The sequence below is a fragment of the Streptomyces sp. NPDC052012 genome, assembly GCF_040689265.1.
Classification (GTDB): domain Bacteria; phylum Actinomycetota; class Actinomycetes; order Streptomycetales; family Streptomycetaceae; genus Streptomyces.
Genome location: NZ_JBFAXA010000002.1, coordinates 81149 through 104403, shown reverse-complemented (window position 1 = coordinate 104403; position 23255 = coordinate 81149). Strand labels below are relative to the sequence as shown.

Annotated in this window: 21 protein-coding genes; 14 read left to right on the top strand and 7 right to left on the bottom strand. The window is 73.6% G+C overall.

Annotation, left to right across the window (positions count from 1 at the left end; all coding sequences use genetic code 11):
- From AB0412_RS04150 to mug, 5 genes are all read left to right on the top strand, one after another.
- Positions 1-1371, top strand: coding sequence for a hemolysin family protein (locus AB0412_RS04150; RefSeq protein WP_366400913.1), 1371 nt, complete (start codon positions 1-3; stop codon positions 1369-1371).
- A complete protein-coding gene (locus AB0412_RS04145; RefSeq protein WP_366400912.1) occupies positions 1368-2390 on the top strand; it encodes a hemolysin family protein in 1023 nt (340 codons plus the stop codon). The genes AB0412_RS04150 and AB0412_RS04145 overlap by 4 nt, the downstream gene beginning before the upstream one ends.
- Positions 2391-2483: 93 nt before the next feature.
- Entirely contained in the window at positions 2484-3296 is an 813-nt protein-coding gene (locus tag AB0412_RS04140) for an SGNH/GDSL hydrolase family protein (protein ID WP_366400911.1), read from the top strand.
- Between the two features lie 59 nt (positions 3297-3355).
- Positions 3356-4798 carry an adenylosuccinate lyase gene (purB, locus tag AB0412_RS04135; protein ID WP_366400910.1) on the top strand — a complete coding sequence of 481 codons (1443 nt, stop codon included), beginning with the start codon at positions 3356-3358 and terminating at the stop codon, positions 4796-4798.
- Positions 4799-4842: 44 nt separating this feature from the next.
- Complete coding sequence (mug, locus tag AB0412_RS04130) at positions 4843-5340, top strand: G/U mismatch-specific DNA glycosylase (RefSeq protein WP_366400909.1); 498 nt, start codon at positions 4843-4845, stop codon at positions 5338-5340.
- A gap of 22 nt (positions 5341-5362) precedes the next feature.
- Here mug and AB0412_RS04125 read toward each other — a convergent pair whose 3' ends face one another.
- Genes AB0412_RS04125 through AB0412_RS04115 form a run of 3 tightly spaced genes read right to left on the bottom strand, consistent with a single transcriptional unit; the run spans position 5363 to position 7508 of the window.
- Positions 5363-5803 carry a hypothetical protein gene (locus AB0412_RS04125; RefSeq protein ID WP_366400908.1) on the bottom strand — a complete coding sequence of 147 codons (441 nt, stop codon included), beginning with the start codon at positions 5801-5803 and terminating at the stop codon, positions 5363-5365.
- Between the two features lie 56 nt (positions 5804-5859).
- A complete protein-coding gene (locus AB0412_RS04120; protein WP_366400907.1) occupies positions 5860-6585 on the bottom strand; it encodes an ABC transporter permease subunit in 726 nt (241 codons plus the stop codon).
- A 2-nt stretch (positions 6586-6587) separates the two neighbouring features.
- Positions 6588-7508, bottom strand: a complete 921-nt coding sequence (locus AB0412_RS04115) for an ABC transporter ATP-binding protein (RefSeq protein WP_366400906.1) — start codon at positions 7506-7508, stop codon at positions 6588-6590.
- Between the two features lie 109 nt (positions 7509-7617).
- Between AB0412_RS04115 and AB0412_RS04110 the strand changes: the two genes are divergently transcribed.
- The 3 genes from AB0412_RS04110 to AB0412_RS04100 all read left to right on the top strand — a co-directional run bounded on the left by AB0412_RS04110 (position 7618) and on the right by AB0412_RS04100 (position 10730).
- Positions 7618-8784 carry a histidine kinase gene (locus AB0412_RS04110; protein WP_366400905.1) on the top strand — a complete coding sequence of 389 codons (1167 nt, stop codon included), beginning with the start codon at positions 7618-7620 and terminating at the stop codon, positions 8782-8784.
- A gap of 14 nt (positions 8785-8798) precedes the next feature.
- Positions 8799-9464 carry a response regulator transcription factor gene (locus AB0412_RS04105; RefSeq protein WP_366400904.1) on the top strand — a complete coding sequence of 222 codons (666 nt, stop codon included), beginning with the start codon at positions 8799-8801 and terminating at the stop codon, positions 9462-9464.
- A 108-nt stretch (positions 9465-9572) separates the two neighbouring features.
- Entirely contained in the window at positions 9573-10730 is a 1158-nt protein-coding gene (locus AB0412_RS04100) for an ROK family transcriptional regulator (RefSeq protein WP_366400903.1), read from the top strand.
- Between the two features lie 245 nt (positions 10731-10975).
- Here AB0412_RS04100 and AB0412_RS04095 read toward each other — a convergent pair whose 3' ends face one another.
- Positions 10976-11737 carry a GntR family transcriptional regulator gene (locus tag AB0412_RS04095; protein ID WP_366400902.1) on the bottom strand — a complete coding sequence of 254 codons (762 nt, stop codon included), beginning with the start codon at positions 11735-11737 and terminating at the stop codon, positions 10976-10978.
- Positions 11738-11906: 169 nt separating this feature from the next.
- Complete coding sequence (locus AB0412_RS04090) at positions 11907-12794, bottom strand: RNA polymerase sigma-70 factor (RefSeq protein ID WP_366400901.1); 888 nt, start codon at positions 12792-12794, stop codon at positions 11907-11909.
- Between the two features lie 220 nt (positions 12795-13014).
- On the opposite strand from AB0412_RS04090, the gene AB0412_RS04085 reads away from it, so the two are divergent.
- The 4 genes from AB0412_RS04085 (at position 13015) to AB0412_RS04070 (ending at position 18690) form a co-directional block, all read left to right on the top strand.
- Positions 13015-13908, top strand: coding sequence for an alpha/beta fold hydrolase (locus AB0412_RS04085; protein WP_366400900.1), 894 nt, complete (start codon positions 13015-13017; stop codon positions 13906-13908).
- A gap of 94 nt (positions 13909-14002) precedes the next feature.
- The gene (locus AB0412_RS04080) at positions 14003-15460 is read left to right on the top strand and encodes a PLP-dependent aminotransferase family protein (RefSeq protein ID WP_366400899.1); all 1458 of its coding nucleotides are present in this window, start codon (positions 14003-14005) and stop codon (positions 15458-15460) included.
- Positions 15461-15751: 291 nt separating this feature from the next.
- Positions 15752-17338: an alkaline phosphatase D family protein gene (locus tag AB0412_RS04075; RefSeq protein ID WP_366400898.1), complete on the top strand. Its 1587-nt coding sequence runs from the start codon at positions 15752-15754 to the stop codon at positions 17336-17338.
- 98 nt (positions 17339-17436) lie between these two features.
- Positions 17437-18690, top strand: coding sequence for a GNAT family N-acetyltransferase (locus AB0412_RS04070; RefSeq protein WP_366400897.1), 1254 nt, complete (start codon positions 17437-17439; stop codon positions 18688-18690).
- 90 nt (positions 18691-18780) lie between these two features.
- Here the strand turns inward: AB0412_RS04070 and AB0412_RS04065 are convergent, their stop codons facing one another.
- Entirely contained in the window at positions 18781-19983 is a 1203-nt protein-coding gene (locus tag AB0412_RS04065; RefSeq protein ID WP_366400896.1) for a PLP-dependent transferase, read from the bottom strand.
- Between the two features lie 60 nt (positions 19984-20043).
- Here AB0412_RS04065 and AB0412_RS04060 point away from each other — a divergent pair, with 60 nt between their 5' ends.
- Entirely contained in the window at positions 20044-20535 is a 492-nt protein-coding gene (locus AB0412_RS04060; RefSeq protein WP_366400895.1) for an Lrp/AsnC family transcriptional regulator, read from the top strand.
- Positions 20536-20567: 32 nt separating this feature from the next.
- On the top strand, positions 20568-22256 hold the full coding sequence (locus AB0412_RS04055; protein WP_366400894.1) for a DUF885 domain-containing protein: 1689 nt from the start codon (positions 20568-20570) through the stop codon (positions 22254-22256).
- A gap of 6 nt (positions 22257-22262) precedes the next feature.
- Here AB0412_RS04055 and AB0412_RS04050 read toward each other — a convergent pair whose 3' ends face one another.
- Positions 22263-23108 (bottom strand): SDR family oxidoreductase, encoded by an 846-nt coding sequence (locus AB0412_RS04050; RefSeq protein ID WP_366400893.1) that lies wholly within the window; start codon positions 23106-23108, stop codon positions 22263-22265.
- Between the last annotated feature and the right edge of the window lie 147 nt (positions 23109-23255).

Sequence of the window (23255 nt, the reverse complement as noted above, 5' to 3'; positions counted from 1 at the left end):
ATGACCGAAGTGCTCCTCCTTCTGGTGGCGATCCTGCTCTCGCTCGCGTGCGGCGCGTTCGTCGCGGCCGAGTTCTCCCTCACCACGGTCGAGCGCGCCGAGCTCGAGCGCGCCGTGGAGCGTGGCGAGCGGGGCGCCGCGGGCGCGCTCAAAGCCGTACGGAATCTGACCTTCCAGCTGTCCGGCGCGCAGCTCGGCATCACGGTCACCAACCTGATCGTGGGCATGCTCGCCGAGCCGTCGATCGCCGCGATGATCGCGGGCCCCATGAAGGACATCGGCGCGTCCGAGGCGACGGCACACTCGCTGGCGCTGGTGATCGGCACGGCTCTGTCCACCGTGTTCCTGATGGTGGTCGGCGAGCTGGTGCCCAAGAACTGGGCGATCTCGTCGCCGCTGGCGATCGCCAAGCGCGTGGGCAACGCCCAGCGGTGGTTCAGCGCCGCCTTCCGCCCCTTCATCACCCACCTGAACAACACCGCCAACCGGATCGTGCGCCGCATGGGCCTCGAGCCCGCCGAGGAGCTGGCCTCCGGTCGCAGTCCCCAGGAGCTCGCGGCGCTGGCACGCCACTCGGCCAAGGAGGGTGCGCTGGAGGCCGACACGGCGGAGCTGTTCGTCCGCACCCTGAACCTGGCCGACCTCACTGCGGAGAACGTGATGACTCCGCGCGTGCAGGTCATCGCCCTGGATGTGCAGGCGACCTGCGAGGACGTGGCCAACGCCACCCGGGCGACCGGGCTGTCCCGGTTCCCCGTCTACCGCGACACGCTCGACTCGGTGGTCGGGACCGCGCACGTCAAGGACGTGCTGGCGGTGCCGGCGGAGCGCAGGGCGAGGGTGCCCGTCTCGGAGCTGATGCGTGAACCGCTGCTGGTGCCGGAGTCGCTGACCGTCGACCGGCTGCTGGACCGGCTGTCCGGCCGGCGCACCATGGCCGTGGTGATCGACGAGTACGGCGGCACGGCGGGCGTGGCCACGCTGGAGGACATCGTGGAGGAGGTCGTCGGCGAGGTCCGTGACGAGCACGACCCGCACGAGACCCCCGACCTGGCGCGGGCCGGCACGGACGAGGAGGGGCACGCCCTGTTCTCGGCCGACGGTTCGGCTCGCATGGACCAGCTCGCACGGGTCGGTCTGCGCGTGCCGGAGGGCCCGTACGAGACGCTGGCCGGGCTCGTGGCCACGACGCTGGGACGCATACCCGCCGTCGGTGACGCCCTGTCGGTCGCCGGATGGCGGATGGAGGTCATGGACGCCGCGGGCCGCCGCGCGGCCCGCGTCCTGCTGCACGCGCCCCTCGACGACCAGCGTCCCGCGGACCCGCGGGACGAGAAGCGCTCGAAGCACGAGAAGGGGGTGCAGCGATGACCGCCGTACAGCTGTTGATCGGTCTGGCGACGCTCGTCGTCAACGCCTTCTTCGTGGGCGCCGAGTTCGCACTGATCTCGGTGCGCCGCAGTCAGATCGAGCCGTACGCCGACCACGGCGACCGGCGCGCCAAGAGCGTGCTGTGGGGCCTTGAGCACGTCTCCGCTCTGATGGCGGCGGCCCAGCTCGGCATCACCCTGTGCACGCTGGTGCTCGGCGTGGTCGCCGAGCCGGCCATCGCGCATCTGCTGGAGCCGGTGTTCCACGCGGTGGGCGTGCCGGAGGGCGCGGGGCACGCGGTGTCCTTCGTGATCGCGCTGGCGCTGGCGACGTATCTGCACATGCTGCTCGGCGAGATGGTGCCGAAGAACATCGCGCTCGCGGAGCCGGTGCGCAGCGCGCTGCTGCTGGGCCCGCCCCTGGTGGCGCTGTCCCGGGCCCTGCGTCCGGTGATCTTCACCATCAACGCGTTCGCCAACGCCTTGCTGAAGCTGCTGCGGGTCGACGTGCGGGACGAGGTGGTGGCGTCCTTCTCGGACGCCGAGCTGGCGCAGATCGTGAAGGACTCCAGCGAGGCCGGTCTGATCGACGACCGCGCGCAGGAGCGGCTGCACGACGCGCTGGAGCTGGGTCGCCGGCCGGTGCGCGACGTGGTGCTGCCGCTGGAGCGTGTGGTCTACGCGCGCGTGGGCGTCACCCCGGAGGGTCTGGAACGGCTCTCGGCGGAGTCCGGGTTCTCGCGCTTCCCGGTGGTGGACGAGGGGCGGCGGATCGTGGGCTATCTGCATGTGAAGGACGCCCTCGACGCCTCGCCGCGGGATCTGCCGTTCCGGCTGCGGGACATGCGGCCCATCGCTCGGGTGCGGGAGAGCACTCCGCTGGACGACGTGCTCACCGCCATGCGCGGCAGCCGTACCCATGTGGCGGCCGTGATCGGGGCCGACGGACGGCTGGCGGGGCTGGTGACCATGGAGGACGTGCTGCAGGAGCTGTTCGGGCAGCGGGCCGAGCAGACCTGAGCGGCCGGAGCCGGGTGAGCTGAGGGGACGGCGCTGCGGAGAGGGGAGCCGACCGACCGGCGGGTATGTGCACGGGATAGCATCTCTGTCGCCATGGAGACGACCCACACGACGCAGCCCCGTCCCACCCACACCAGCCTGGTCGCCGTCGGCGACTCCTTCACCGAGGGCATGTCGGACCTGCTGCCCGACGGCACCTACCGGGGCTGGGCCGATCTGCTCGCCGGCCGGATGGCGGCCGTCACCCCCGGGTTCCGGTACGCCAACCTCGCGGTGCGCGGCAAGCTGATCCGGCAGATCGTCGACGAGCAGGTCGACGTGGCGGCCGCGATGCGGGCCGACGTGGTCACCCTGGTCGGAGGGCTGAACGACACGCTGCGGCCCAAGTGCGACATGGGGCAGGTCCGCGGTCTGCTGACCGAGGCCGTGGAGCGGCTGGCCCCGCACTGCGGGCAGCTGGTGCTGATGCGCAGCCCGGGCCGGCAGGGGCCCGTGCTGGAGCGGTTCCGCCCGCGCATGGAGGCACTGTTCGACTGCATCGACGAACTCGCCGAGAAGCACGGCGCCGTCGTCGTCGACCTGTACGGGGCGCCGGCCCTCGGCGATCCCCGGCTGTGGGACGTGGACCGGCTGCATCTGACCGCCGAGGGACACCGGCGGGTCGCCGAGGCGGTCTGGCAGACCCTCGGCTACCCGCCCGAGGACCCCGACTGGCATCTGCCCCCGGAGGCGACCCTGCCGCCGCACTGGGTGGCCCGCCGGGTCGCCGACGTGCGCTTCGCCCGCCGCCATCTGCTGCCGTGGATAGGCCGCCGTCTCACCGGCCGCTCCTCGGGCGACGGCCTGCCGCCGAAGCGCCCCGAGCTGCTGCCGTACGACGGCGACCCCCTCCACGGCGCCTTGTAGCTTCCACCGAACCGCCCCGCGGCGCCGGCCTGCAGGAATCGCCAGTAGAATCACTCCACGTGACTGCTGCGCCCGCAAAGCCCCGTATCCCGAACGTCCTCGCCGGACGCTACGCCTCCGCCGAACTCGCCACGCTCTGGTCGCCCGAGCAGAAGGTGAAGCTGGAGCGCCAGCTCTGGCTCGCCGTGCTGCGGGCCCAGAAGGACCTCGGGATCGAGGTGCCGGACGCGGCGATCGCCGACTACGAGCGTGTCCTCGACCAGGTCGACCTGGCCTCGATCGCCGAGCGCGAGAAGGTCACCCGGCACGACGTGAAGGCGCGGATCGAGGAGTTCAACGACCTCGCCGGGCACGAGCACGTGCACAAGGGCATGACCTCCCGCGACCTCACGGAGAACGTCGAGCAGCTGCAGATCCGGCTGTCGCTGGAGCTGATGCGCGACCGCACGGTGGCCGTGCTGGCCCGGCTGGGCAAGCTGGCCGGTGAGTACGGCGAGCTGGTCATGGCCGGCCGCTCACACAACGTGGCCGCGCAGGCCACCACCCTGGGCAAGCGGTTCGCGACCGGCGCCGACGAGCTGCTGGTGGCGTACGGCCGGCTGGAGGAGCTGCTCGGCCGCTACCCGCTGCGCGGCATCAAGGGCCCGGTCGGCACCGCCCAGGACATGCTGGACCTGCTCGGCGGCGACGCGGCCAAGCTGGCGGAGCTGGAGCGGCGGATCGCCGGGCATCTGGGCTTCTCCGAGGCGTTCACCTCCGTCGGCCAGGTCTACCCGCGCTCGCTGGACTACGAGGTGGTGACCGCGCTGGTGCAGCTGGCTGCGGCGCCGTCGTCGCTGGCGAAGACGATCCGGCTGATGGCCGGGCACGAGCTGGTCACCGAGGGCTTCAAGCCGGGCCAGGTCGGCTCCTCCGCGATGCCGCACAAGATGAACACCCGCTCCTGCGAGCGCGTCAACGGCCTGATGGTCATCCTGCGCGGCTACGCCTCGATGACCGGCGAGCTGGCGGGCGACCAGTGGAACGAGGGCGATGTGTCCTGCTCCGTGGTGCGCCGGGTCGCGCTGCCGGACGCGTTCTTCGCGCTCGACGGTCTGCTGGAGACCTTCCTGACCGTGCTCGACGAGTTCGGCGCCTTCCCGGCGGTCGTGGCCCGGGAGCTGGACCGCTACCTGCCGTTCCTGGCCACCACGAAGGTGCTGATGGGCGCGGTGCGTGCGGGTGTCGGGCGTGAGGTCGGGCACGAGGCCATCAAGGAGAACGCCGTCGCCACCGCCCTCGCCATGCGGGAGCAGGGCGCGGAGCGCAACGACCTGCTCGACAAGCTCGCCGCCGACGAGCGTCTCCCGCTCGACCGCGCCGAGCTGGAGGCCCTGATGGCGGACAAGCTGTCCTTCACGGGCGCCGCGAGCGACCAGGTCGCCACGGTCGTCGCGCGGATCGAGGAGATCGTCAAGCAGCACCCGGAGGCCGCCGGTTACACCCCCGGGGCGATCCTCTGACGCGCTTCACCCGCGAGGAGCTCGAGGCCGCCCGCGACCGTCTGGTGCCGGACGTGGTCGCGGAGGGCCTGCGAGTGCTGTTCTGCGGCATCAATCCCGGCCTGATGACGGCCGCGACGGGCCACCACTTCGCCCGCCCCGGCAACCGCTTCTGGCCCGCACTGCACCGGTCGGGCTTCACCCCGAGGCTGCTGAAGCCGTCGGAGCAGCGGGAGCTGCTGGCCTACGGGCTCGGCATCACCAACGTCGTGGCGCGGGCGACGGCCCGGGCCGACGAGCTGAGCGCGGAGGAGTACCGGGAGGGCGGGCGGCTCCTGGCCGTGAAGGTGGGCCGGCTGCGTCCGCGGTGGCTGGCCGTGGTGGGCGTGACCGCGTACCGGGCGGCGTTCGGAGAACCCAAGGCGCAGGTGGGGCCGCAGGAGCGGATCATCGGTGACACGCGGGTGTGGGTGCTGCCCAACCCGAGCGGGCTGAACGCGCACTGGACGGCGCAGACGCTCGCGGAGGAGTTCGCGCGGCTGCGCGAGGCCGCGGAGCGGTGACGGGCGGCGGTCCGGACGCTGGTCAGGGCGGAGCCGTTTCCGTGACGACCGCCAGCAGCTGGACCGCGCCGGCCGGGTCCTGGTCGGCGACCGCCACGGCGGCCCAGCGGCCGGTGCCCGGGACCTGCCACAACCAGGCCGTACGGGCGCAGGCGGCGAGCCGGGCCCATGGCTCGGGTATCTCCTCGGCCTCGGTGCGCAGCAGCACCGTCTGCAGATTCCACAGGTCGGCCTCGCCCCAGCGTGCGGCCAGCACCTCGTGGACCGCGTCCCGCTCCTTCTCGTACTGATCCGCCGTCACCGCCCAGTCCCCCGGATCGCCGTCGTGCAGTGTGTGGCCGTCCCGCAGGACCGCGACGTGGTGGCCGGGTCCTGAGAAGCCGACGTCCGACGGGCCGTGCTCCGCCGGAAAGGGGCGGAAGCACAGCTCGTCGATGAGGGCGATGTGCTGTGCGATGTCCATGGGGTCCAGTAAACCCGCCGCCACTGACACTTGGCGGTCCGTCAGCCGACTCCCGGTCAGGCATCCCGGCGGCGCAGGCTCCACGCCCCGGCCACCAGGGCGGCAGCCGTCCACAGCGCGGTCACCGCGAGCCCCGACCAGGGGCCGAGCGTGCCGTCGTGCGTCTGCTGGAGGGCGATCTGTCCGGCCTTGTCGGGCAGGAAGTCGGTGACACCGCCGGCCGCGTCGCCGATCACGAAGGACACCACCAGGATGAACGGGATCAGCAGGGACAGCGTGGCCACACCGCTGCGCAGGAGGGTCGCGAGGCCCGCGGCGAACAGGGCCATGAGCGCCAGATAGAGGCCGCATCCGACGACTCCGCGCGCCTGCTCGCCCACGGTGAGCCCGTCCGCCGCGGCCCCGAGGCCCGCCCGCGCCGCGAGGAGCGCGGCGAGGGACGTCACCAGGCCCACCAGCAGGGCGGGGACCGCGATGGCGGTCACCTTGGCCGCGAACCAGCGGGTGCGGTCCGGCACGGCCGCGAGCGACAGACGCAGGGCGCCGTTGTGGTACTCCGCCGAGACGGCCATGGCCCCGAAGGAGATGGCGGCGATCTGCCCCGGCATGGCCCCGGACAGGGCCGTGAACAGCGGGTCGAAGTCCGGATCGGCCGTCTGCGTCGCGCCGGCGATCGCGGAGAACGCCGTGGTCGCGGCGAACAGCGCGAAGAGCGCGCCGAGGAGCGAGCGCAGCGTGCGGATCTTCAGCCACTCGGCGTGGAGGACGGGTGCGAACGGCATGGTCAGGCCTCCTGGGGCTGTGCGGTGAACTCGGTGTCGGCGGCGGTGAGGTCGAGGTATGCCTGCTCCAACGTGCCCTCGTCGGCGGTGAGTTCGAGGACGGGTACGCCCGCTGCGGACAGCAGCCGCCCGATGTCCTCCACGCGCGCGTCCGGCACGCTCCAGTGCCCGTCCGGGTGCTGTTCGGCATCGTGGCCGTGCCGGGTGAGGGCGTTCTCCAGCGCTGCCGGGTCACTGGTGCGGACACGGACGCCGGGGCGCACGCGTGCGTGGATGAACTCCCGCATCGGGGTGTCGGCCAGCAGGCGTCCCCGGCCGAGGACGACGAGGTGGTCGGCGAACGAGGCGGTCTCGTGCATCAGATGGCTGGAGACCAGGACGGTGCGCCCCTCGTCCGCCAGTCGGCGCAGCAGCCCGCGGATCCAGACGATGCCTTCGGGGTCGAGGCCGTTGGAGGGCTCGTCGAGCATGACCACGGCCGGGTCGCCGAGCAGCGCGGCGGCGATGCCGAGGCGCTGGCGCATGCCGAGGGAGTACGTCCGTACGCGCCGGCGTGCCACCGAGGCCAGGCCGGTCTCCTCCAGCACCTCGTCGACCCGGCGGTCCGGGATGCGGTTGCTCGCCGCGAGGACGCGCAGATGGTCGCGGCCGGTGCGGGAGCCGTGCGCGGCCTGCGCGTCGAGCAGGGCGCCGACGTGGCGCAGGGGTTCGTCGAGGGTGGTGTAGAGCCGGCCTCCGACGGTGGCGGTTCCGGACGTGGGGTGGTCGAGCCCGAGGACGAGGCGCATGGTCGTGGACTTTCCCGCCCCGTTGGGCCCGAGGAAGCCGGTGACGCGACCGGGCTGGACGCGGAAGGTGAGGTGGTCGACGGCGCGTCGGGTGCCGTACTCCTTGGTGAGTGCGTGGACGTCGATGCTGGTCATGTGCCCCAGCGTGGCCGTGGGCGGGGCCTTGGGGCCTCCCCCGCCGGTGGAGATCGTCTCCCCCGTGCGGGGGAGGCCGGTTGTCAGTGGCCGCTGGCACGATGTCGGCATGGGACCGCTCCTTCGCCCGCTGCTTCGCGGGACGACGTACACCCGGCTGCTGCACCTGTGGGTGCCGGCGCTGCCGTTCAGCGTGTGGATGTTCATCCACCCGGCGACTCCGTGGGTGCCGGCGCTGGTGCTGGTGCCGCTGGGCCTGATCCCCGCGGTCCGTACGGGCGAGGGTGTGCAGGCCCGGCTGCTGCTCATGCCCGGCGAGCGGGAGCCGGGCATCTCCGAGGAGCCGTCGGCGACGTGGCGGGACCGGTCGCGGACCGCGCTGTGGCTGGCGGTGCGGGTGGTCCTGGCAGGGGTGACGACGGTCATCACGGTCTGGCTGCCGCTGCTGGCCTACTCAGCGGCCGACGTCGCGGCGGGCGGCTCGCCCGGGGGCGTGCCCGTTCTGGAGGAGGCGCGACCGCACTGGGCGTACGCGCTGCTGGTGCCGGTCCCCCTGATCCTGCTGTACGCGTCGGTGGTGGGCCTGGGCGAGTTGGCCACCGTGGCCGCGCGCCGGCTGCTCGGCCCCTCCCCCGCCGAGCGTCTGGCCGCGCTGGAGGCCCGGACCGAACAGCTTCTGGAGCGCACCCGTATCGCCCGTGAACTGCACGACTCCATCGGCCATGCGCTGACGGTCGCCGTGGTGCAGGCCGGCGCCGCGCGGGCGGCGGGTGATCCTGAGTTCACCGACCGGGCGCTCGACGCCATCGAGGAGACCGGCCGGGCCGCGCTGGAGGATCTGGAGCGGGTTCTCGGCATCCTGCGCGAGCCCGAGAAGCCGGTGAGCGGCCGGCCGACGCTCGCGGACGCCGAGCGGCTGCTGGAGTCCGCGCGGGCTTCCGGGGCGAAGCTGGACGCCGAGGTGACCGGCCCGCTGGACACGGTGCCCGGCCCCGTGTCCCGCGAGGGGTACCGCATTCTGCAGGAGTCCCTGACCAATGTGCTGCGGCACGCGGGCGCGGTCCCGGCCCGGGTCCGCGTCGGCGTGGCGGACGGCACCCTGACGCTGGAGATACGCAATCCACTGCCCGCCGCGACGCCCGGCCCCGGTCAGGGCCCCGTCCGCGGCAGCGGTCTGCGCGGCATACGCGAGCGCGCCGCGCTCCTCGGTGGCCGCGCCCGCACCGGCCCCGAGGGCGGCGACTGGCAGGTACGCGTCGAGCTGCCGGTGAGTTGATCTAGGCTGGCCGGATGCCGGTCACCGTTCTGCTCGTCGACGACGAACCCCTCGTACGCGCGGGTCTGCGGGCCGTGTTGGAGGCGCAGCCCGACATCGAGGTGGTCGGGGAGGCGGCCGACGGGGCCGCGGTGATTCCGCTGGTGCGGCAACTGCGGCCGGACGTCGTCGCCATGGACGTACGCATGCCGCTGATGGACGGGATCGAGGCCACGCGTGCGCTGCTGCGGACCGTCGCGGATCCGCCGAAGATCCTCGTGGTGACGACCTTCGAGAACGACGAGTACGTCTACGAGGCGCTGCGCGCGGGCGCCGACGGGTTCCTGCTGAAACGGGCGCGGCCGGCGGAGATCGTGCACGCGGTGCGGCTGGTCGCCGAGGGCGAGTCGCTGCTGTTCCCGGCCTCGGTGCGCCGGCTCGCCGCCGAGTACGGGGAGGGGGGCGGCGGCAATCGAGCGGCCCGGGACGTGCTGGAGCGGGCGCGGCTGACGGAGCGGGAGGCGGAGGTGCTGCGGCTGATGGCGCGGGGCCTGTCGAACGCGGAGATCGCCGGGCGGCTGGTGGTGGGCACGGAGACGGTGAAGTCCCATGTGAGCTCCGTGCTGGCCAAGCTGGGGGCGCGTGACCGCACCCAGGCGGTGATCACGGCGTACGAGTCGGGGTTCGTGGCGCCCGGGTGAGCCGTACGCTCCGGCGGCCCGCGTCCGGTGACCCTGCCCGGAGGTCGCCGGGGTTCGTCGCGCCGAGTACGATCCGCCCCACACGCGCACGAGCTGGGAGGACGGACGGTGGGTCGGCTGACCGGCGGGGACCCCTCGCTGCTGCGGAGGATCAACTCCGCGGTGGTGCTGCACGCGTTGCGGGCCACGGACTGCGCGACGCTGACCGAGGTCACCCGGGTGACGGGCCTGTCCCGGCCCACCGTGGAAGGCGTGGTGGAGGGGCTCATCGAGGCGGGCCTCGTCGTCGAGGCGGCGGCCGACGAGGGTGCCGCGCGGCGGCAGGGGCGGCCGGCCCGGCGGTTCCGCTTCCGGGCGGAGGCCGGGCATCTGCTGGGCCTGGAGATCGGGGCGCACCGGGTGGCGGCGCTGCTCGCCGACCTGGACGGCCGGGTGATCGGAGCCGAGGTCGAGGACGTCGACGAGACGGTCGAGGCCGACGAGCGGGTGGAGCGGGCACGGACCGCCGTCGCCGAGCTGCTGCGGCGGGCCGGGGTGCCACGGGACTCCCTGCGCGCCGTGGGCGTGGGCACGCCCGGCATCGTGGAGGCGGACGGCACGGTGCGGTTGGGCACGGCGCTGCCCGGCTGGACGGGGCTGGGTCTCGGCGCGCGGCTGAGCCGGTCCTTCAAGTGCCCGGTGCTGGTGGAGAACGACGCGAACGCGGCTGCCGTGGCCGAGCACTGGAAGGGCTCCGCCAAGGAGACCGACGACGTGGTGTTCGTGCTGGCCGGGCTGAGTCCGGGGGCGGGTTCGCTGATCGGGGGCAGGCTGCACCGCGGGTACGGCGGGGCGGCCGGTGAGATCGGGGCACTGCACCTGCTGGGCCGGGAGGCCACGCCCGAGGCGCTGCTGTCCACCACCGACGAGCCGCTGCATCCGCTCGACGAGCAGGCGGTCGCCGAGGTCTTCGCGCAGGCCCGGGAGGGCGACAAGCGGGCGCTCGCGGCGGTCGACCGCTTCATCCAGCGGCTGGTCCACGACGTCGCCGCGCTGGTGCTGGCCCTCGACCCGGAACTCGTCGTGATCGGCGGCTGGGCGGCGGGCCTGGACGGTGTGCTCGACCCCCTGCGCCGCGAACTGGCCCGCTACTGCCTGCGCCCGCCGAAGGTCGCCCTGTCCCTCCTCGGCGAGGCGGCGGTGGCGACGGGTGCGCTGCGCCTGGCCCTCGACCACGTGGAGGAACAACTCTTCGCGGTCGAGGGCACGGTGACGGCCCGCCGCTAGCCCGCGGGCCGGTCAGGCACGAAGGGCCGGGGGCGCCCCGGGACGCACGGCGCGCCGGTCCCTGACCGGGCCCGGAACATGACGACCGGGCCCGGAACACGACGATCGGGCCCGGAACACGACGATCGGGCCTGGACGCGGCCCGCGCACCGCGAGGCCGCGCTCGAGGTGCGGCGCTCGCCGGGGCAGGTTGTGTGCCTGCCGGCCGAGCGCCCCGCGAGCGCCGATGTGCGGGCCCTGTCGGCTCAGGAGGCGCGGCGTTCCGGACCGTGGTGGATCTCCACCGCGCCCGTGTCGCCGAAGGTCAGGCGGCAGGTGTCCGCGCGGTAGGTGGCGACGGAGAGCGCGGCGGTGCGGCCGCGGCTGATGAAGCGCGTGGTGACGACGAGGACGGGGGCGCCGGGCAGGCGGTCCAGTTCGCGGGCGTCGTCCGCGCGGGCGGAGCCCAGCTCCACGGCGTTCTCCTGGCGCTCCAGCTCCAGGCGCTGGAGTTCCCGCAGCACCGCACGCGCGCGTGCCGCACCGGACGGCAGGTCGATGCCGGAGAGGTCGGGTACCGAGGTCGCCGGGATGTGGAGGAGCTCGGCGGCGACGGGCTGGCCGTGCGAGACACGGGAGCGGCGCACGATGTGGACGGGCTCGTCCCGGCCGGTGACCAGGGCCTCGGCGACGGAGGCAGGCGGCACTTCGAGGGTGCAGTCGAGGGCCTGCCAGGCGTCGCCGGGTCCACCCGGCCAGCCGTGCTGCGCCGTCCCGACGGAGACGCCCATGCGCGGCGGGGCGACCGTCGTGCCCACTCCGCGGCGGCGCTGCAGCCGGCCTTCCAGTTCGAGCTGTTCCAGGGCCTGCCGGAGCGTCGCACGGGCGACGCCGAAACGGGCGGCGAGATCACGCTCGTTGGGCAGGATCTCGCCCACGGAGAACTCCGTCTCCAGCGCTTCGCTGAGCACGGTCCTGAGGTGCCAGTACTTCGGTTCCGGCACCGTTTCCAGCTGCGTGGTCCCCACCCTGTCCTCCACGATCGCCGTGTCCGGCGGCGTTTTAGCGCCCTTGTTTATTAAAGGTTGTTTCACTTATCTGCGACCATAAGGCGGCCCCACCCCTTGGTCAATACCAATCCGCGCGACAAGGAGACCCCCGCCACATGACGGGGGCCTGTCGAACGGGCGACCGCTGTTACGGAAGCGCCGCCAGTGAGCGCAGCTTGTCCGGGTTGCGGATGATGTACACCGCCTGGATGCGCCCGTCGGCGACGTCCAGCTGGAAGACCGCGTCGGGCTTGCCGCCGGACAGGGCGAGCAGGGCGGGACCGCCGTTGACCTCCACGAAGCGGACGGAGAAGTCGCGCACGCCCTTGCGCGCGGCGCCGATGAGGAAGCGGCCGACCTTGTCGGCGCTCTCCAGCGCCCGCAGGGGTGCCCGTGCCTTGCCGCCGCTGTCGCCGACGAGCCGCACGTCCGGGGCGAGCAGCTCCAGCAGCCCCTCCAGGTCCCCGTCGGCGGCCGCGGCCAGGAACCGCTCGGTGAGGTCGCGGCGCTGGGCGGGGTCGACCTCGTAGCGCGGGCGGCGTTCCTCGACGTGCTTGCGGGCCCGCCCCGCCAGCTGCCGCACCGCCGGCTCGCCGCGGTCGAGCCACGCCGCGATGTCGGCGTACGGGTAGCCGAACGCCTCCCGCAGCACGAACACCGCGCGCTCCAGCGGCGAGAGGGACTCCAGCACCACGAGAACGGCGAGGGAGACGGAGTCGGCGAGCACGGCCCGCTCGGCGGTGTCCGGGACGCGGTCGCCGAAGTCGGTGACGTACGGCTCGGGCAGCCAGGGGCCGACGTAGGTCTCGCCGCGGGCCTTGATCTGGCGCAGCCGGTCGATGGCCAGGCGGGTGGTGACGCGCACCAGGTACCCGCGCGGTTCGCGCACCTCGGAGCGGTCACCGCCGGACCAGCGCAGCCAGGCCTCCTGGACCACGTCCTCGGCGTCGGCCACCCGGCCCAGCATGCGGTAGGCGACCCCGAGGAGGACGGGGCGGTGCTCTTCGAAGACCTCGGTCACGGTGTCGGTGGTCACGGCACCATCCCAGCCGACGCTTCCGGCGCTGTCCAGGCAGTTCCGGGAGCGGAGGGAGCGGCAGAGCGGACCGAGGGCCACCCGTGGATACGGACCGAGGGGCCACCCGTGGGTACTGACCGAGGGGCTACCCGTGGGTAGTAATTGCTGACAAGCTGTCTACGGCGTCCGCGCCCGCCCCGCCCGTACCGTCCGCGAGTCCCAGACGAGGAGCACCTTCATGCCAGCGACCGTCTCCTTCGAGGTCACCTCACCCCACGGCCCGCAGAACGTGACCCTCTCCTACGCGCGCGTGGGCAGCGGCGAACCGCTGCTCCTGCTGCACGGCATCGGTCACCACCGGCAGGCCTGGGACCCGGTGGTCGACATCCTCGCCACCGAGCGGGAGGTGATCGCGGTGGACCTGCCCGGGTTCGGCGCGTCCCCGGCGCTGCCGGACGGGCTCGCCCACGACCTGCCCACCATGAACGCCGCGCTCGGTGCCCTGTGCGAGGCGCTGAGGCTCGACCGGCCGCATGTCGCGGGCAACTCGCTCGGTGGCCTGCTGGCCCTGGAACTCGGCCGCGAGAAGCTCGTACGGTCCGTCACGGCCCTTTCCCCGGCTGGGTTCTGGACCGAGGCCGAGCGGCGGTACGCCTTCGGCGTGCTGCTCGGGATGCGGCGGATCGCGGAGCGGCTGCCGCTGCCGATGGTCGAGCGGCTGTCCCGCTCGGCGGCCGGCCGGGTCGCCCTGACCAGCACCATCTACGCCCGTCCCGCGCGGCGTTCCCCCGAGGCCGTGGTCGCCGAGACGCTCGCCCTGGCGCACGCCGAGGGGTTCTTCGAGACGCTGCGGGCCGGACGCGCCGTCCAGTTCACCGACACGGTCCCCGGCGTGCCCGTCACGGTGGCCTGGGGCAACAGGGACCGGCTGCTGCTGCCCCGGCAGGGCATCCGCGCCAAGCGCACCATCCCGCACGCCCGGCTGGTCCGGCTCCCCGGCTGCGGCCACGTCCCGATGAACGACGACCCGGCCCTGGTCGCCCGCGTCATCCTGGACGGCAGCCGCCCGCGAGCGTCCGAGTCCGGGAGGGCCCCGCTCGGTGCTGCCGTGCTGCAGGGCGGTAACGCGTAGGGCGCCAGGGCAGACCCTCGTACACGCGTAGGGCGCCCGGGCAGACCTCGTACAGTAGGGCCGACCGAGCCGACGCGACGTGTGGGGTCCCGCCATGAAGCCAGCACCGACCGGCGCGGACCCGGATCCGGAGCAGGGTGCGGCCGGGGGCTCCCCCGCCTGGGAGTTGCTTCTGCCCGCCGCCTCCGCGCCCGCGCGTGGGCGGGGGCGGGCCTTGCAGGAGGCCCTGCGGGAGGCGGTGCGGGCGGGGCGGCTCGTCGCCGGGACGCGCCTGCCGTCGAGCCGGGACCTCGCCGCCGACCTCGGGGTGTCGCGCGGGCTGATCACCGAGGCGTACGAGCAGTTGACCGCGGAGGGGTATCTGCGGGCCGGGCGGGGTTCCGGAACGTGGGTGAGCGAGGCGGTGCGGGCGGCCCGTCCGCGCGCCCGCGATCTCGCCCCGCGCTCCCCCGGCGCCCGCGTCGACTTCGTCCCCGGCACTCCCGACCTGTCGCTGTTCCCGCGGTCGGCGTGGGCCGCGGCGCAGCGCGGTGTGCTGGCGGAGCTGCCGCACCACGAGCTCGGTTACCCGGATCCGCGCGGCCTGCCCCGACTGCGCACCGCGCTGGCCGAGTTGCTGACGCGGCGGCGGGGCGTGGTGGCCGACCCGGAGCGGATCGTGGTGGTCTCCGGGGTCGCCCAGGCATCGGCGCTGCTCGGACTCGTGCTCCACGCGCGGGGACTGCGCACCGTCGGCGTGGAGGACCCGGGCAGCCCGCAGCACGAGGCCCTGTACACGTCCACCGGGGTCACGGTGGTGCCCGTGCCGGTCGACGAGGAGGGGCTCGCGATCGAACCGCTGCGGGCCTGCGGCGTACGCGCCGTGGTGGCCACGCCCTCCCACCAGTTCCCCACCGGGATCGCCTACTCCGCGCGGCGTCGCGCCGAACTGCTCGACTGGGCACGCTTCGTGGACGGCATCGTCCTGGAGGACGACTACGACGGCGACTTCCGCTACGACCGGGCCCCCGTCGGCGCCCTCCAGGGGCTCGACCCGGAACACGTGGCGTACACCGGCTCGGTGAGCAAGTCCCTCGCCCCCGGCCTGCGACTCGGCTGGCTGCTGGTGCCTCAGGCCTGGGCCGAGGAGGTGGTGGAGCGCAAGCGGACCATGGACCTCGGTCATCCGTCGCTCGACCAGGCGCTGTTCGCCCGGTTCCTGGAGCACGGCGACTACGACCGTCAGCTGCGCCGCTGCCAGCGCGCGTACCGCGAGCGGCGCGACGCCCTGGTCGCCGCGCTCGCCGAGCACTTCCCCGGGGCCGAGGTGTCCGGCATCGCGGCGGGCCTGCACGTGATCGCCTCACTGCCCGCCCGTTACGGACCGAGCCGGCGGTTCCTCGCCCGCGTGGCCGAGGCGGGAGTGGCGGTACGGCCGCTAGGGCATTACGGCCACGCGGACGAGGAGGGTGAACAGGACAAGGGCGTGCGCCTGGTGCTGGGGTACGCGCACGTGCCTCCCGCGCGCATCCACGAGGGCGTACGGCTGATGGCGCAGGCCGTCAGAGGCTGACCGCGCAGCTCACCGCCGGGTGCCGCGCAGGCCACCGCCGCGTGCGCGCCCCGCCCACCGCCGCGTGCCGCGCAGGCCCCGGCCGCGTGCGCGCCCCCACCGTCGCGTGCGCACGCCGTCCACCGCCGGGTGCGCGCCGCCCCGACCACCTCCCCCTGGACACGCCGTGCCCGCGTCAGCGATTCGTCGTACCCGCGATCGGTTGTTCACTTGGTATTCGCGTGCGAGCCGTGCCGTCCGAGTAGTTGTGGCTGCGCACACCGGCCGGATCCCGTCCCTGGAGGCGCATCCATGTCACATCGTCCGTTCCCCGGCCGCCGCGCCCTGCTGCGCGGCTCCCTCGCGGCCTCGGCGGCCCTGACCCTGCCCACCGCCCTCGGGGCGGCGCCCGCCTTCGCCCGGTCCGGGCGCCCGCAGGCGCGGTGGGGCGTGCAGACGGGCGACGTGACCCGTGACTCGGGACTGGTGTGGGTGCGGTCCGACCGTCCGGCCCGGATGATCGTCGAGACGTCGGCGACCGAGTCGTTCCGCAACCCGCGCAGATGGCACGGCCCGCTGCTCGGCCCGGACACGGACCTCACCGGCACGACCCGGCTGCGCGGCCTGCCGTCCGGGGAGCAGATCCACTACCGGGTGCTGCTCGCCGACCCCGACGACCCGCGCCGTACCGGCGAGCCGGTCGCCGGCACGTTCCGTACGGTGTCCGCGCGGCGGCGGAACGGGGTGCGGTTCGTGTGGTCGGGTGACCTCGCCGGGCAGGGCTGGGGCATCAACCCGGACATCGGGGGATACCGGATCTTCGACGCGATGGCCCGGCTCGACCCGGACTTCTTCCTGTTCAGCGGTGACACCATCTACGCCGACGGACCCATCGCCCCGACCGCGACGCTCCCCGACGGCCGCGTCTGGCGGAACGTCACCACCGAGGAGAAGTCCAAGGTCGCCGAGACGCTCGCCGAGTTCCGCGGCAACTTCCGCTACAACCTGCTCGACGAGAACCTGCGGCGGTTCAACGCCCAGGTACCCTCCATCGTGCAGTGGGACGACCACGAGGTGCGCAACAACTGGTACCCGGGACAGCGCATCGCGGAGACCGACACCCGCTACACGGAGAAGAGCGTCGACGTGCTGGCGGCCCGGGCCCGGCGGGCCTTCAGCGAGTACTTCCCGATGTCGACGCTGCGTCCGGGTGCCCGTGAGGGCCGGGTGTACCGGGTGCTGCGGCAGGGCCCGCTGCTGGACGTGTTCGTGCTGGACATGCGGACGTACCGCAACGCCAACTCCCCCGGCGACCAGACCGTCGACCCGCAGGGCATCCTCGGACGCGAGCAACTGGAGTGGCTGAAGCGGGAGCTGGCGCGGTCGCGGGCGGTGTGGAAGGTGATCGCCGCCGACATGCCGATCGGGCTCGTCGTGCCCGACACCGGCGAGGGGCGCAAGCACGTCGAGGCGGTGGCGCAGGGCGACCCGGGGGCGCCGCTCGGGCGGGAGCTGCAGATCGCCGAGCTGCTGCGGTTCATCAAGCACCGGCGGATCACGGGCACGGTGTGGCTGACGGCCGATGTGCACCACACGTCGGCCCAACACTACCAGCCGTCGCGGGCGGCGTTCGGCGACTTCGAGCCGTTCTGGGAGTTCGTCTCCGGGCCGCTGAACGCCGGCGCCTTCCCCGCCAGCGCGCTCGACGACACCTTCGGTCCGGAGCGGGTGTTCGTGAAGGCACCGACCGCCGCGAACGTGTCGCCGGCCGAGGGGTACCAGTTCTTCGGCGAGGTCGACATCGACGGCGGCAGCGGAGAGTTGACGGTGCGGATGCGGGAACAGGACGGCACGGTGCTGTTCACCAAGACGCTGCGGCCGGGACTGGCCGGACAGTAGCGCAGCAAATCGGACAAAAGAACTCTTTACTCGCCGGTCACAGTGAGTTCGTGATCACGAAACACGAATCCTTCACAGTGGTGTGCATGAGTCGAGACATGTCTGAAGTGACGCACACCCGGCAGGGACTGGCGAAACTCGCGGCCCGCGGCACGGCCGCCTTCCACACATGGTGGGCACGCCGCCACGGTCACGCACCGCCGGTGTCCGATACCGGCGGTGCCCGGCCGGCGTCCGCGGAAGCCGGGCACAGCACGCTGTGGCGGATGCGGACGACGGTGCGCGACGAGCCGGGCTCACTGGCCGCGCTGTGCGCGGCGCTCGCCGGGCACGGGGTCGACATCCTGAGCCTGCAGACGCATCCGCTCGGCGACGGCGTGGTGGACGAGTTCCTGCTGCGCGCCCCGGCCGACCTGGACGGCCACGACCTCACGGACGCGGCCTCGGGCGCCGGCGGCTGGGACACCTGGATCGAGCGGGCCGACGCCCACGATCTGGTGGACGCCCCGACCCGAGTGCTGGGCCTGGCCGCCCGCACCGCCACGGACGCGGCTGAACTGCCGCTGGCGCTGAGGCAGTTGCTGGGGCGGTGCACCATCCGCTCGCTGCCCGCCGCGCCTGCCTTCGGCCACCGGGCGCCGCAGAGCGGGCCGGTGGAGGGGGCCCTGGAGGACACGGTGATGCGGCTGCGCGCCCCGGAGGGCGGCGTGATCATCGTGGAGCGGCCGTATCTGCCGTTCACGCCCACCGAGTTCGCCCGCGCGCGGGCGCTGGTGGAGCTGGACGCACGGCTCGGCCCGCGGATCCCGCGCGGCCGGGACGTGCTCACCCTGCCCGAGGGCAGTGACATCACGGTGCGCCGGGCGGACACCCGTGACCTGGATGCCGCGTCGGAGATGCACGAGCGGTGCTCGGCACAGACGCTACGCCTGCGGTACCACGGTCCCGTCGGTGACGTGGACCGCTATCTGAGCCACCTGCTCAGCCCGCGCTTCGGCCGCACCCTCGCCGCGCAGACCGCGTCCGGCCGCATCGTCGGCCTCGGCCATCTGCTGTGGGACGGCGACGAGACCGAGGTCGCCCTGATCGTCGAGGACGCCTGGCAGCGCCGGGGCATCGGGGGTGAGCTGCTGTCCCGGCTGGTGGCGATGGCCGCCGAGGCGGGCTGCACCGACGTGTACGCGGTGACGCAGTCCTCCAACACCGGCATGGTCGCGGCGATGCGCGCCCTCGCCCTCCCCCTGGACTACCAGATCGAGGAAGGCACCCTCGTCATCACGGCCCGCCTGGACGGCGTGCGTCCGCACGGCGTGCCGGAGCGGCAGGACGGGGAACGCGTCAGCCGGCCGTAGCCCCGCCCGGCGCCGCACTGCCCCGCCCCGCCCTGTGACGGCCGTCCTCTCCCCCGGAGCGGGACGGCCGAGTCACCCGCGGGCCCGGCCTCAGCCCTGGGCCAGCGCCTCCTGGTGCGCCGACGGCCGGGCGGACTCCCCCAGCGCCCCGTCCAGGTCGGCCCACAGGTCCTCGACGTCCTCGAGACCGACCGAGAGGCGCAGCAGCCGGTCGCTCACGCCTGCTCCCCTGCGGTCGTCGGCGTCGACGATGCGGTGGCTGATGGACGCCGGGTGCTGGATGAGGGAGTCCACGCTGCCGAGGCTCACCGCCGGGGTGATCAGACGCACGCGCCGGATCACCTCGTGCGGGTCGCCGCTCACCTCGAAGGACACCATCGCCCCGCCGATGCGCGGGTAGTGCACGCGGGACACCCGCGGGTCGGCGGCGAGCCTGCGGGCGAGTTCGGCGGCGCCGGCGGAGGCGGCCCTCACCCGCACCGGCAGGGTGGACAGGCCCCGCAGCAGCAGATAGCCGGCCAGCGGGTGCAGGACGCCGCCCGTGGCGAAGCGGATCTGCCGCAGCTGCCCCGCGAACTCCTCGTCGCACGCCACCACACCCGCCAGCACGTCGCCGTGCCCGCCGAGGTACTTGGTGGCGCTGTGCAGCACCAGCCGCGCCCCGTGCTCGGCCGGGCGCTGGAGCACCGGCGTGGCGAAGGTGTTGTCCACCAGCAGCGGCACGGAACCGCAGGCGTGGGCGACGGCCCTGAGGTCGATCTCGGCGAGCGTCGGGTTCGCCGGTGACTCCACCAGCACCAGCCCGGTGTCGGGCCGCAGCGCGTCGGCGACACCGGCCGGATCGGTCCAGGTCACCTCCGAGCCGAGCAGCCCGGCGGTCAGCAGGTGGTCGCTGCACCCGTACAGGGGCCGTACGGCGACGACGTGCCGCAGGCCCATCGAGCCGCGAGCCAGCAGGACGGCGCTGAGGGCGGCCATGCCGCTGGCGAAGGCGACCGCCGCCTCGGTGCCCTCCAGGCGGGCCAGAGCGGTCTCGAAGCGGGCGACGGTCGGGTTGCCGAGCCGCCCGTAGACGGGCGGCCCGTCCGGTTCGGCGCCGGTGGCGGCGAACGCGTCGATGCGGGCGGCCTCGCCGCGGCTGTCGTACGAGGGGTAGGTGGTCGACAGGTCGATCGGCGGGGCGTGCAGTCCCTGGCCGGCGAGGTCGTCGCGGCCGGCGTGCACGGCTTCGGTGGCCAGCGCTCGCGATGTGCGCGGTGAACGCGGTGTGCGCGTGTCCATGCCCAGATCCATGAAGGGAAGGGTGAACACCGGCCGGGCGGGCGGGGTGGAGGACCGTGTTACGTTCGGCCCATGGCCGAAACTGTCGTACTGGATCCGGTGGACCTTCATCTGCTGCGGCTGTTGCAGAACGACGCCCGGACGACGTACCGGGATCTGGCCGCGCAGGTGGGGGTCGCGCCGTCTACGTGTCTGGACCGGGTGACCCGGCTGCGCCGTTCCGGCGTGATCCTCGGGCACCGGCTGAAGCTGGATCCGGCCAAGCTGGGGCGGGGGCTCCAGGCGCTGCTGTCCGTGCAGGTGCGGCCGCACCGGAGGGAGCTGGTCGGGCCGTTCGTGGAGCGTATCCGGGCGCTGCCGGAGTCGCTGACCGTGTTCCATCTGACCGGCCCGGACGACTATCTCGTGCATGTCGCGGTCGCGGACATGGCGGATCTGCAGCGGCTGGTGCTGGACGAGTTCACCGCGCGGCGGGAGGTGGCGCGGGTGGAGACCCGGCTGATCTTCCAGCAGTGGGACTGCGGACCGCTGTTGCCGCCTTCGCCCTCGGCTCAATCCGGGTGACGTGCGGCGGGGCGCGTACCAGGATGGTCCGCATGTCACAGACCAACAACGCGCTGCCCCGCGAAGTCGCCGACGGCTACGTCGACGAGCTCATCGCCCTCGACCCGGTGACCGGTACCTACCTCGGTGTGAAGGAGAGTTCCTCGCGGCTTCCCGATCTCTCGCCGGCGGGCCAGGAGGCCCTGGCGGAGCTCCAGCGGGCCACGCTGGCACGGCTGGACGAGGCCGAGCGCCGCCCCGGTGCGGACAGCGACATCGAGCGCCGCTGCGCCCGGCTGCTGCGGGAGCGGCTCACCGCCGAACTCGCCGTGCACGAGGCCGACGAGGGCCTGCGGTCGGTGGGCAACCTCGGGACCGTCGCCCACTCGGTGCGCGAGGTGTTCACGGTGACGCCGGCCCAGACGGAGGAGGACTGGGCGGCGATCGCCGAGCGGCTGCGCGCGGTGCCGGGCGCGCTGGCCGGCTACCGCGAGTCGCTGGAGCTGGGGCTGGACCGCAAGCTGTACGCGGCTCCGCGCCCGACCGCCACGTTCGTCGGGCAGCTCACCGAGTGGGCCGACACGGGTGAGGGCCGGGGCTGGTTCGAGGACTTCGCGTCGGCGGGACCCGAGGCGCTGCGCGCGGAGCTGGACGAGGCCGCGCGGGGGGCGACCGCGGCGGTGGTGGAGCTGCGCGACTGGATGCGCGACGTGTACGCGCCCGCGGTGGAGGGCGCCCCGAACACGGTCGGGCGGGAGCGGTACGGCCGCTGGGCCCGCTACTTCAACGGCACCGACCTCGACCTGGACGAGGCGTATGCCTACGGCTGGTCGGAGTTCCATCGCATCCTCGGCGAGATGAAGAAGGAGGCCGAGAAGATCCTGCCGGGCGCCGAGACGCCGTGGGTGGCGCTGGCGCACCTCGACGAGCACGGCCGGCACATCGAGGGCGTGGACGAGGTCCGGGACTGGCTGCAGGGCCTGATGGACCAGGCGATCGAGTCGCTGGACGGCACCCACTTCGAACTCGCCGAGCGGGTACGGAAGGTGGAGTCGCACATCGCTCCGCCGGGCAGTGCGGCGGCGCCGTACTACACGCCCCCGTCGGAGGACTTCTCCCGCCCGGGGCGCACCTGGCTGCCGACCATGGGCCTGACCCGCTTCCCGGTCTACGACCTGGTCTCGACCTGGTACCACGAGGGTGTCCCCGGTCATCACCTCCAGCTCGCGCAGTGGGTGCACGTGGCGGAGAACCTCTCCCGCTACCAGGCGTCCGTCGGCATGGTTAGCGCCAACGCCGAGGGCTGGGCGCTGTACGCGGAGCGGCTGATGGACGAACTGGGCTTCCTGACGGACGCGGAGGAGCGGCTCGGGTACCTCGACGCCCAGATGATGCGGGCGGCGCGCGTGATCGTCGACATCGGCATGCACCTGGAGCTGGAGATCCCGGCGGACTCGCCGTTCCACCCGGGTGAGCGCTGGACGCCGGAGCTGGCGCAGGAGTTCTTCGGGGCGCACAGCAGCCGTCCCGCGGACTTCGTGGAGAGCGAGCTGACCCGGTATCTGACGATCCCGGGTCAGGCGATCGGTTACAAGCTGGGCGAGCGGGCCTGGCTGCTGGGCCGGGAGAAGGCCCGGCAGCGGCACGGCGACGCCTTCGACCTCAAGGCCTGGCACATGGCGGCGCTGTCGCAGGGCTCGCTGGGCCTGGACGACCTGGTGGACGAGCTGGCCGCGCTGTAGGGCTCGTCAACGGCGGAACCCTCCCTCGGAGTTGATCACCTGACCGGTGACCCAGTCCGCCTCGTCCGTGGCCAGCCACGCGATGAGGCGGGCGGGGTCGTCGGGCATGCCCCAGCGCCCGGCGGGGAACATCGCCGCGATGGCCTCGTAGTCCTCGCCGGTCATGTAGTCGGTGTCGACCGGGCCGGGGTTGACGGTGTTGACGGTCACCGCCTGCTCGGCGAGGGTGGTCGCCAGTGAGCGGGTGATGGAGGCGAGGGCGCCCTTCTGCAGCGCGTAGGCGATCTCGCCGGGCATGCCGCCCGCGATGTCCTGGCCGGAGGTCATCATCACCACCCGGCCGCCCGGCGTGCGCGGCTCCAGGGTGGCCCGGTGGCGGGCGTACGCCTGGACGAGCAGCAGGACCGAACGGGTGTCGACGGCCCAGTGGGCGTCGAGCATGGCGGCGTCGATGGTGTCGAGGTCGCCGTCGCTGCCGCTGAGGGCGTGGTTGGCGACGAGGATGTCGAGCCGCCCGCCGAGGGCGCCGGCGGCGCGGTCGAGGAGTTCGGCGGGCGCGGCAGGGTCGGCGAGATCGCCCGGCCCGGCGGCCACGCGGGCCTCCGGATCGCCGAGCGCCTCGGTGACGGACGCGATCACGTCCTCGACGCGGTCGGCGCCCCAGGGCATGGCGGCGTCGTGCGGCACGTGGTGGTGCAGGTACACGCTCGCTCCGTAGGCGGCGAGGCGGCGGGCCACGGCGTGCCCGATGCCGCCGCGGCGGCTGGCCCCGGTGACCAGCGCGGTCCGCCCGCGCAGCGGCAGGGGGTCACGGCGGAGGGCTTCGGGGGTGGGGTGCGGAAGTCGGGGCATGGTTGCCCATGATGGGCTGCGCGGGGCTCCGGCGCACGCCGATATCAGCCGGCGCCTCTGGGACCGTCGGCAGCGGTCGCGGCGTGGGCGCGTTCCCCGGCCGGCCGTTCGCCGCCGTCGGCCGTGGCTTCTCAGCTGCGGGTCCGT